Consider the following 9,710-nt stretch of genomic DNA (forward strand, 5'->3'; position numbering starts at 1 on the left):
CGGGCTATGTGCCGCTGAGAATCTGGTTCCGGAGGTAATCGCTCATCGACGTCAACATCGGATTGCCGGTTAAGTGAGCGGCGGTGGCGAGGCCGACTCCGACGACGATGATTGCCACGACAATGATCTTGGCGAAGTCCTGCCCTTTAAGGCTGCCGAGCTGATTTGGATCGTTCGAAAGGTAGGCGCTTGCTGCGAAGAACTCTTCTCCGATCAGTGTGTAATCACATGCGGCAACAAAGAAGGGGAGCTGTGCCGGCTGAGCTGTTCCTGCAATCTGAATGGCACCGATTGAGTTTCCAGTCTCGGCCAGAATGAGTGACTCAGCATAGAAGGAGCCAAGGTAGAAGCACGCAGCAGGCTTCTCGCGAACCATTTTTCCTGTGATGTGAGAGACGTAGGCAAACTGGTCATCAGTCACATAGTAAATCGTGTCTTCCTGATAAGCTTCCGGGCGACCCGCCGCAAGAAACGCATTGGAAACAGTCTCTCTCGCAGCAGTCATTACGAGTGCTTTTGAAGTCGGTGTGTCGAGGTGGCAATCAAACTCAGCGGCACGTTCGGCGACGCGGCCCAGCAGCGTCAATCCTGCAATCGTCTGCATCTCATTCATGTCCTGGACACCAGGAACGAAGAGGCAGGCGCGTCCCATTTCAGTGGCTCTCCCGACCGCTTCTTCGATGGCATCCAGACCGGCGATCTTTCGAATCTTCAACTTCATACCGGATTTAGCGAGCGCGATAAACAACATGATGCCGCCGCAGATCACGAGCGTCATGATCAATAACCAGTAGCGGCTTCCGTCGAAGAGTTGACGCGTTGGTACCGTGGGATCCGCTTCAGCAGTTCGGAGCGATGTCGATGATTCTCCGTCGGCATTCATCGCTTTGACACGAAACCAGTACGGAACGTTTCGATGCAGATCACTGACTGTGACCTGAAGTTTGCCAGCGGCAATGTCTTGAGGGGAAGGAACAACCCTATCGACTTCATGATAGAGCCCGCGATACTCGCCACTCTGCTCAATGACATACTCAGTCTCTTGTTCACCACCGGGAGGATTTGCTGGTGACGTAGCACTCACAGGGAGACCGATGGTCAACTGGATTCGTGTCCCGTTGTCATGCGGAACATCTGCCGCCGTGAGGCTTCTCGGGGGAGCTGGTGGCGCAGCAACAAGAATCCGACTGCTGCAACAGAATACGAACGCGATCAGAAGCAGGGGCGTTCTCTTGATGATTCGTCGGTGATGGCGGTGTGTGTTCATTCAACCACGATCTCCACATTGGCACGCGGGACAGTCACCGTTTTTCCGGACAGGCATTTGACCTCCAGCACTCTGGCTTTCGATCCCGAGTCAAGTCGTTGCGGTCCGATCGGGAGCTGGGTGACGGTCCCCAGTTCTCCAAAATAAGGATCACGAATCAGCCTGACTGTCGCACCAACACTCAGTTCTGCTTCCGCGACACGTTCGGCGAAATCGATCTGGCTGTTTGCTGGAAGATTCACCAAAGGAACGACGATTTCAGGGCGAAGAACCCCAGCTCGAATCTGAGTTGCGCCGTTGATCGAAGCATTCTGACCAGCGAGAGACTGCAGCAATGAGAACGTATGCTGCGCCATCGCGATATCGCCAAAGCCTTCGGTGATAATGAGGGTCAGGCCGATCTGTTCAGATCCGGTAATGGCAACACCGATGTCGTAACCGAGTATTGCTTTGAGATCTTGATCGTCGATGCCGCCAGAGATGATGCCAACGACTCCCAGGTCGCGAGCTTTAATGACAGCATCGCCATGAATTCGGCGCCCGGAAACAATGATGCACCCTGCGTGTTCCGGTTTAATCCGTTCCGGGACGAGGTCTTCATCAGGGGACGCGACCACGATCTTGAGTGGCCCATGCTGTTCGCCGCCGATCCCGAAGATCCCCTGAATAAAGGCGGCTGTTGTTTCGACAACGACTCCTTCTGGCGGAAGGACTTCGATCACTTTTCCGTCAACAAAGGCGTTGATCTGAACCGGTTGAGGAGTTCCTCTGAGAATGACCTGACCGGTCACATTGGATACCGATTCGACGATGCCGGCGATTTGCGAATGGTACGCTTTTTTGAAATATCCAAAGAGACCATTCGACTCGGCCAGCAGTTCGCCGGGTTCAACAGTTTCATCGGTCGTCTTTCGCATTGCAGAAGCGACATCGCCGGGGCTGATGCCGAGAGCATTCGCAATGTTGACAGGGAAAAGATCGCCAGGCTGGTTGGCTCTTGCAACAATCTGGTTCGCAGTGACTGTGTCGTCGACATGAACAAGAAGGTCACCCGGAATCGGTAAGACTCGTTGAACGCGGTAGTGCGTTGCGGCCTTAACCTGAAGTCCGGGTGTGTAGCTCATAGGTCACGCTGAGATCATGTTTCTGAACTCACGGAAGACGCCGTTGTCACTGCGCTGGAATTCATGCCCAGTTGTCGGCGTTCGTTTCAGATGTCTGTTTTAACGCGTCACCACCCCATCTGTCATTGTGAATCGGCGATGTTGATTCATTTTGCGCTGATCGTGCGACGTGACGCTTCTCAGCATCAGGGCAGGGGACTGCGATCAGCGGTGTCTGCGCAACCTGAGTTAGTCAATATCCGCGAACAGCGCATCAACAAAGTCGTCTGGTGAAAACACCTGCAGGTCGTCGATCTTCTCTCCGACGCCGATGTACTTCACCGGGATTCCCATCTTCTGGCGAATTGCGATGACAACGCCCCCTTTGGCGGTACCGTCGAGTTTCGTCAGGATGATTCCGGTGCATCCAGCAGCTTCACTGAACTTGGAGGCCTGACTGAGGCCGTTCTGTCCGGTCGTCGCGTCCAGAATCAACAGGCTTTCGTGTGGAGCTCCTTCCACGCGTTTGTTGATGACGCGGTGAATCTTCTTCAACTCGTCCATCAGGTTCTGCTGAGTCTGCAGGCGACCGGCAGTATCGATGATGGCGAAATCGAGTTGCTTGTTTGCTGCCTGATCGCACGCTTCAAAGGCGACGCTTGCCGGGTCACTTTGAGGTGGCTTGGTGACGATGTCGCACCCGATGCGTTTGCTCCACATTGTCAGCTGCTCAACAGCAGCCGCGCGGAACGTGTCGCCAGCGCCGAGCAGAACTTTGTTGCCAGACTTATGAAGCAGGTTGGCAAGCTTTGCAATAGAAGTTGTTTTTCCGACGCCATTGACGCCTGAGACAAGGATAATCGTCGGTCCCTGAGCCGCTTTATTCAACGGTCCGATGGGGTCATTGCTCGACCAGGATTGGGGTGTCTCTCCGATCAGAATCTCACGGAGTTTTGAACGAACGACGTCCCAGACCTTGGCTGGATCGACGGTTCGTCCGCCATATTCCTTCCGAAGTGCCTCGACGACTTCCCCGGCTGCGGTGACACCCATGTCGGTGGTGATCAGTCCTCGATAGAACTCCTCAAGCTTCGTTTCATCGAGGATTTCGCCTGATTTGAACAGGTCGCGCACATCTGTCCGCAAGACGTCCTTGGTCTTCTTCAGTGCGGATTTGAGATTGTCAAAAAGCCCCATGACTTGTGCCGTTCAAATTGTTTCGCAGTGGTCAGATTTGACGTTCAGACTGCCTTCTTCTGAAACGAAAAAACTGGTGATTGATTCTGATACCTAAATGCACTTCAGGCCGTAACTATTGAGTCGCGAGCGCCTGATACCGACGATAAGCATCATTCCATGATGCCGTGTCGCGAGGTTCGAATGTCTGCAACTCGGAAGAGTTCTTTACGACTTGCCGGATCTCGGCCAGCGAGCCGATCTTGCCTGCGGCTCGAGCCTGAATCAGGACGTTTCCGAGTGCTGTTGCTTCTGTTGGCCCGGCAATGACCGGACGACCACAGGCATTCGCCGTAAACTGGTTGAGCAGGGCATTTTTGCATCCGCCCCCGACAACGTGAATGACTTCGATCGTTTCGCCGGTCAGTTTTTCGATCCCTTCGAGAACCTCGCGATATTTCAGTGCAAGGCTCTCCAGAGCACAGCGGACAATTTGTCCTTCCGTCTCTGGGACCTGTTGCCCGTGAGTTTTGCACCACGTTTGAATTACCGTCGCCATGTCATCCGGGCTCAGGAAGACGGGGTCATTCGGTTGAACGAAGGATCGGAATGGCTCTGCCTGAGAAGCAAGATGAGTCAATTGGGTGTAATCGAAAGTGTTGCCGCTCTTGATGAAGGATTGTCGGCACTGCTGGACGAGCCACAATCCCATCACGTTTTTCAGGAGACGATACGTTCCGTCGATTCCCCCTTCATTCGTCACGTTTTGCTTCAACGCGTCGTCTGAAAGGATCGCCTGCTGTACTTCAACCCCGATCAGGGACCACGTTCCAGAACTGATGTAGGCCCAGTTCGCTGAGCCGGTTCTATCTGTTGGAACGGCGGCCACTGCTGCGGCGGTGTCGTGTGTCGGAGGAGCGACGACATCGATCCGTCCGAGGCCAGTGGCGTGTGCGAGGTCGGCGCGAAGTTTGCCGAGATTCGTGCCCGGAGTAACGACTTCCGGCAGCATTTTTGTCGGGATCTCGAACTTCCGTAAAAGATCAAACGCCCAGTTTCGACGAATCGGGTCAAAGAACTGAGTGGTCGTTGCGTTTGTGAACTCGACGACTTTGCTGCCGCAGAGGAGCCAGTGGAAGAAGTCCGGAATCAGCAACAGCTTGTCTGCCATCGCCAGTAATTCCGGGTCCTTCAGCTGCATCGAAAGCATCTGATACAGCGTATTGATGGGCATGAACTGCAGCCCGGTTGCGGCAAAGATCTCCTTACGCGAAACACGAGTGCAGGCATGTTCCAGAATGCCGTCAGTGCGAGGGTCCCGATAGTTGTACGGCTGACCAAGCATCTGGTCCTTGGCAGACAGAAGAACGTAATCAACGCCCCAGGTGTCGACTCCAACTGAGATGATCTTGTTCCCGTGTCGCTGGGCTGCTGCGGAGAGTCCGGTCTGGATTTCTTTCCAGAGTCCGATGAGATCCCAGCGTCGAGTCCCGGCAACGTCCACCGGTCCGTTTGGAAACCGGTGGAGTTCCTCCAGGTGGATTTCATGTCCATCGAACAGGCCAGCGATGACGCGGCCACTTTCAGCTCCGAGGTCGACTGCCAGATAAACTTGCTCTGCCATAATCACTCCGAATGCAGCCAGTGCCGAGTTCGCGGGATTGCCAACGTTTGCGAAGTGAGACTGGCTCATTCAGCAGGACATTGGCCCCTTCACAATGATTATTTACTCAATAATCTTGCTGATCGGGAATTCGACGATGCCGTTTGCGCCGGCGGCTTTCAGGCGAGGCACGATTGAACGCACAACGTGTTCGTCCAGAATCGTGTTCACAGCAACCCATTCCGGATCAGACAGTGATGAAACAGTGGGGTCCTTCAGGGCTGGCAGAGCGTTGAGGACTTTTTCCAGATCGCCGCGGCGGACGTTCATCATCAAGCCGACTTTTCCTTCGGCTGCAAGGCAAGACTGCAGCATCAGCGAGATGCTTTCCAGTTTCTCACGCTTCCATTCATCGTCCCATGCTCCGCGATTTGCGATCAGGCGGGTCGTGCTTTCGATGACCTGATCGACGATGCGCAGGTGGTTGGCACGCAGGGAAGAGCCAGTTTCGGTCACCTCAACGATGGCGTCAGCCAGTCGAGGCGGCTTGACTTCAGTCGCACCCCAGGAGAATTCCACATCGGCGGTGACACCGTGTTTCGCCAGATATGCCTGGGTCAGGCCGACTGCTTCAGTGGCGATTCGCTTGCCTTGAAGGTCTTGCACTGTCTGCACTGGTGAATCTTCTGGAACGCACAGCACCCAGCGAACAGGGCGACGGCTGGTCTTGGAGAAGACCATTTCGCAGACTTCATGGACATTCGCCTGCGTCTCCATTACCCAGTCGTGTCCGGTGATCCCGGCGTCCAGAATGCCGTCTTCGACATATCGAGCCATTTCCTGAGCCCGAATCAGGAGACACTCGATCTCTGGATCGTCAATCGATGGGTAGTAAGAACGAGAGTTGAATGTGATGTTGTAGCCAGCCTTCTTGAACAGGCCAGCACAGGCTTCCTGTAAACTTCCGGCGGGAATACCGAGCTTCAACACTTCATTCGACATCGTCGCTTCCTCAATTCGTTCAGCGCAACACGGAAAAGTCCGCTTGCTCTGATTCTGATAGTTCTAAAACAAGCCCTGTGAGATTGGTCCGTCTACGTTTCTGCGTTCGTTACTTCTTGCCGTAGACAGTTGCCGGGTCAAAGATCCGTTCTCCTTCGACCGTTGATTCCTGAGTTGCAGGATCAATCCGGCGGAAGAAACAGCTTTGATACCCTTCATGGCAGGCGGCCCCACCAATCTGATTGACTTTGACGAGCAGGGTGTCTGCGTCGCAGTCATAATAGATCGATTTCAATTCCTGAACGTTTCCGCTCTCTTCACCTTTTCGCCATAACTTTTGGCGACTTCGGCTGTAATAACAGACTCTGCCTGTTTTTAATGTTTCCTCATACGCCTGTTGATTCATGTAAGCCAGCATCAGCACTACGCCGCTGGATTCATCTTGGGCAATGACTGGAATCAGGTCGATTTTCTGAAAATTCGGTCCACTCACGGGACGATATCCTCATCTCAAATTAATTGAAAACAGCTGCGCCTCACCATGTCAGCCATTTACGATGTGTGGCGAACTTCATGCGGACTACGAGGGCCACGACGGATTTACAGGTTGCAGGAGATCCGATCGACCCGGCTGAATTCATTGAATTCCCATGAATGTAGCACGAGAACCGTCGTCTCTCTACCGGATGCCAGCTGGAACACTCCTGATTTGCAGGCAAGGAGGTAGTTTGAGGGCTGCCAGGTGTTTCGGCAATGCCTCACAGAGCGGTTTTCGTGTTGATTCATCCGATGAAAGCTCGCTGTCAGGTCTTATCGTGCCGATTTCGTCGGTCGTAACCAGTGTCGCTGTCGGGAATGTTGACGCGCGGAGTGTATTGCCGAGAACTAGAGTGAAAAGCGATTGTGTGGATTCTGGAGTAAGAAGGCCGGTTCGGCTGTCGAGTCCGATTCCGTGGAAGAGTCCTTTGCAACTGCTGGCACATTTTCTACTATTCAGCCGGTCGTTTCGGGCGAAATTTGAATTCTTGGGTTCTCAGGACGGATTGATTCATGGCAGCTAGCGATGGCGGAAATATCACTTGGCACGAGCACAAGGTCAGCAGCGACGCTCGTAAAAACTTGAACGGACACAAGACCGCCGTGATCTGGTTCACCGGATTGAGCGGATCAGGCAAGAGCACAATTGCCAATACCGTTGATCACAAGCTGCACGAGCAGGGCATTCGTACCTACGTTCTCGATGGCGATAACATTCGCTTCGGGTTGAACAAAGACAAGAAATCCCTCGTTGAAAAGTGTGGATACAGCGAAGACGCTGGTGCTCGCTTCGGTGTCGGCTTCTCAGCTGAAGACCGCATGGAAAATATCCGTCGTATCGGAGAAGTTGCGAAACTGTTCTCCGATGCAGGGATCATCACCCTGACAGCATTCATTTCTCCATACCGTATGGATCGCGATGCTGTTCGCGCAATTCTGCAGCCAGGCGAATTCATCGAAGTTCTGGTCGATGCGAACGTTGAAATCTGCGAAACCCGCGATCCAAAGGGCCTCTACAAGAAGGCTCGCGCTGGCGAAATCAAAGGTTTCACCGGGATCGACGCTCCTTACGAAGCCCCAGAAAAGGCTGAAATCGTTCTCGATTCCAACAGCAAGGGAATCGACGAGCTCGCAGATCAGGTCGTTGAGTACCTGAAGGCAAACGGCTACCTGTCACGCTAGTCTGACCGGTTTCTGGCTTAGGCCACAAGCCCCGGCAGCCTTGTAACTGCTGTTGAAGATGTGAAGGCCGCACGGTGAGTCCGTGCGGCCTTTTTGCGTTTGAGAGGGAGATTCGCTGCTCCGTTCCCGAGATGCAGGTGATTGGGGGAATTATCCTGCGTCAGCGTGCTGGAACCTGTTGTCCGGAGATCGCTGTGTGAGCCCTGAAGGTGCAATGGGCACTTCGGCGAATCTGGGGGTGCTTCTTGTGTGTCGAATGTACGGCAAGTTGCAGGTGTGGTGCCGTTCTGTTGCGCCCCGATTGAAAATAATTTTCGATTGAGGCGATTTCGCGTGCGAAGTTCAGGGAAAACATTGGCGAAACGTTGATTTGCTCATTCGTTGAAGTGGCTGGATGCGTGTTGCCACTGGTGTGTAAATCGCGTTTCACTAGGGAAATTGCTGGGTTTTCTGCAAAACACAAGAGGCTGTTCCTGCCTTCGTGAAGAGGGCGGCGTGCCCCTGTGTTTGAGGGGGATTTGAGTGAACCGGCAGGGGCTGAGGTGCGTTCGGCCGCATGATTTCCGCGGAAAATGTGCTCTTTTTGTGTGGTTTGAATGCCTTCAATAATTGACAATGAGTATCCGTCGGAGTCTACTTACCCAGCAATTCACGGATACATTTCCTCTTGGATGCCATTTTGAAAGGAGCCACAATGGCTGATAAGCCGTTGACAAAGACACAGATTCTGAACGAGCTCTCCGAGCGAACCGGTGTTTCCAAGAAAGACATCGCAGACGTTCTTGAGAAGCTTGAAGGTCTGATCGAAGAGAGCCTGGGCAAAAAAGGGCCAGGGGCATTCACACTCCCAGGTCTGCTGAAAGTTGCAATCAAGACTCGTAAGGCTCAGCCTGCACGAACCGGACGTAACCCACAGACCGGCGAAGAGATTCAGATTCCAGCGAAGAAAGCAAAGAAGGTCGTGAAAGTGACCGCTTTGAAGAAGCTGAAAGAAATGGTTCACTAAGCCTGACGGCTTTCATGTGAATCGCTCGCTTTTGTTCTCGCACAGTCATTGCCATTGAGTCTGACTTGATGGTGTGTGTGAGTCTCTGGTGAGTCAGGGCGTTTGCTGCGTCCTTGAGGAGATCAATATTTGCGCAACCCCGGCCAAATGGTCGGGGTTGTTCGTTTTCGGCAACGATGCTCGGCGGGGCAGAGTGGGGATGTTACTGCGTTTGCAGGCATTCGTTTTCGGCTTCCGTGAATCAGTTGTTGTGAACTTCCTGCAGGACATTGTGGTTCGTGGTGATCTCGCCAGTGTTGTTGGTTTTTGCGATTGCGTCGAGAAGGGTGTGCAGAGTTCCGGTTAGGGTTTTTGCAACCGTTTGAGTTGAGAAAAGACTGGCAATTCATCAGAAATTCGACTGGCGGGCGCGATGTTGGGGTGAGGCTGTGGATGCCGTCATTGACAGCTTTTAGACATGGGAACACTGTTCAGAAAATTTGTGGATCGCCGCAATTGTCGACTCTGCAACATGATTTCGGTGTCTCGCCTCAGGATAGCGAAGATCCGCTTCGATTTAGGTTTGACTACGGCCACCGTCCGAGTAGGATCACCCTCGTTGAGTTGAGTAATCCATCAAGAGGCGTCGCCCGTTCTGACGATGCCTCGACAGTTATCCAGCGACAATCCGCAATTCCGTCGGGCCTGTGACATTCGGTGGGAATGGAAGCAGAGTCATGATGCCAGCGGCAGAATTCGTTTCTGCTTTGGTGTGCGTGCGCTCATGCATATTCTTCGCCGTTGATTTCAGAGTCAGATGCAATTGTGGATGAAGTCCGCCTAAAGGGTTGCAAG

9 protein-coding genes are annotated in these 9,710 nt (G+C 53.4%); 3 read left to right on the plus strand and 6 right to left on the minus strand.

Translation table 11 applies throughout. The features are described 5' to 3' along the window. Positions 1 to 4: 4 nt before the first annotated feature. The 6 genes from SH527x_RS20720 to hisI all read right to left on the minus strand — a co-directional run bounded on the left by SH527x_RS20720 (position 5) and on the right by hisI (position 6,644). Positions 5 to 1,267 carry a DUF6754 domain-containing protein gene (locus SH527x_RS20720; protein ID WP_437192592.1) on the minus strand — a complete coding sequence of 421 codons (1,263 nt, stop codon included), beginning with the start codon at positions 1,265 to 1,267 and terminating at the stop codon, positions 5 to 7. Further along, entirely contained in the window at positions 1,264 to 2,391 is a 1,128-nt protein-coding gene (locus SH527x_RS20725; protein ID WP_437192593.1) for a hypothetical protein, read from the minus strand. Before SH527x_RS20725 ends, SH527x_RS20720 begins: the two co-directional genes overlap by 4 nt. A 228-nt stretch (positions 2,392 to 2,619) precedes the next feature. Then, on the minus strand, positions 2,620 to 3,567 hold the full coding sequence (ftsY, locus tag SH527x_RS20730) for a signal recognition particle-docking protein FtsY (RefSeq protein WP_437192594.1): 948 nt from the start codon (positions 3,565 to 3,567) through the stop codon (positions 2,620 to 2,622). A gap of 115 nt (positions 3,568 to 3,682) precedes the next feature. Continuing rightward, the gene (locus SH527x_RS20735; RefSeq protein WP_437192595.1) at positions 3,683 to 5,170 is read right to left on the minus strand and encodes a rhamnulokinase; all 1,488 of its coding nucleotides are present in this window, start codon (positions 5,168 to 5,170) and stop codon (positions 3,683 to 3,685) included. 102 nt (positions 5,171 to 5,272) lie between these two features. Then, on the minus strand, positions 5,273 to 6,151 hold the full coding sequence (hisG, locus tag SH527x_RS20740) for an ATP phosphoribosyltransferase (protein ID WP_437192596.1): 879 nt from the start codon (positions 6,149 to 6,151) through the stop codon (positions 5,273 to 5,275). A gap of 109 nt (positions 6,152 to 6,260) precedes the next feature. Further along, positions 6,261 to 6,644, minus strand: a complete 384-nt coding sequence (gene hisI / locus SH527x_RS20745; protein WP_437192597.1) for a phosphoribosyl-AMP cyclohydrolase — start codon at positions 6,642 to 6,644, stop codon at positions 6,261 to 6,263. A gap of 557 nt (positions 6,645 to 7,201) precedes the next feature. Between hisI and cysC the strand changes: the two genes are divergently transcribed. The 3 genes from cysC to SH527x_RS20760 all read left to right on the plus strand — a co-directional run bounded on the left by cysC (position 7,202) and on the right by SH527x_RS20760 (position 9,222). Continuing rightward, positions 7,202 to 7,870 carry an adenylyl-sulfate kinase gene (cysC, locus tag SH527x_RS20750; RefSeq protein ID WP_437192598.1) on the plus strand — a complete coding sequence of 223 codons (669 nt, stop codon included), beginning with the start codon at positions 7,202 to 7,204 and terminating at the stop codon, positions 7,868 to 7,870. Between the two features lie 694 nt (positions 7,871 to 8,564). Continuing rightward, positions 8,565 to 8,876 (plus strand): HU family DNA-binding protein, encoded by a 312-nt coding sequence (locus tag SH527x_RS20755; RefSeq protein WP_437192599.1) that lies wholly within the window; start codon positions 8,565 to 8,567, stop codon positions 8,874 to 8,876. 199 nt (positions 8,877 to 9,075) lie between these two features. Continuing rightward, complete coding sequence (locus SH527x_RS20760; RefSeq protein WP_437192600.1) at positions 9,076 to 9,222, plus strand: hypothetical protein; 147 nt, start codon at positions 9,076 to 9,078, stop codon at positions 9,220 to 9,222. The last annotated feature ends 488 nt before the right edge of the window (positions 9,223 to 9,710 follow it).

Source organism: Planctomicrobium limosum, from assembly GCF_051465645.1.
In the GTDB taxonomy this organism is placed as follows: domain Bacteria; phylum Planctomycetota; class Planctomycetia; order Planctomycetales; family Planctomycetaceae; genus Planctomicrobium.